The organism is Micromonospora sp. GCM10011542 (genome assembly GCF_042650685.1).
In the GTDB taxonomy this organism is placed as follows: domain Bacteria; phylum Actinomycetota; class Actinomycetes; order Mycobacteriales; family Micromonosporaceae; genus Micromonospora.
In genome coordinates this window covers 1-530 of the sequence record NZ_JBHSBO010000072.1, presented here as the reverse complement: position 1 = coordinate 530, position 530 = coordinate 1, and the positions used below count along the sequence as shown (strand labels likewise).

General features: G+C 67.7%; 1 protein-coding gene. It reads left to right on the top strand.

Translation table 11 applies throughout. The features are described from left to right. Window positions 1–530: IS5 family transposase (locus ACFOW4_RS30185; protein WP_377533710.1), on the top strand; the 530-nt coding region annotated here is incomplete at both ends.

Here is a 530-nt window from a genome sequence, read left to right as displayed (position 1 = left end):
TCGGCGGCGGTGCTGGACTCGCAGACCGCGCACAGCCACCAGGGCGGCGAGGCGATCGGCTACGACGCCGGTAAACGCACTCGGGGCCGTAAGCGGCATGTCCTGGTCGACACCTGCGGACTGTTACTCAAGGCGGTGGTGCATTCCGCGTCGATCCAGGAGCGCGCCGGAGCCAAGCTGGTCCTCACGGGGATCACCGAGACGTTCCCGCTGTTGGGCCTGGTCTGGGCCGACGCCGGCTACGTCAACCGCGTCGATGCGGGACTGCTGGACTGGGCGCGCACCCACGCCGGGATCGACCTGCAGATCGTGGCCCGCAACGCCGACGTGAAAGGCTTCCAGGTGCTACCCCGACGCTGGGTGGTGGAACGAACCTTCGCCTGGTTGGGACGGTGCAGACGGTTGGCCCGCGACTACGAACGCAAACCCGCGCACGCCGAAGCGATGATCAAAGTCGCCATGATCCGACTCATGGCCGCGCGTCTCGCCGGCGAGGACATCGAACCGCAAGGCCCGATCGAGACCGAAGC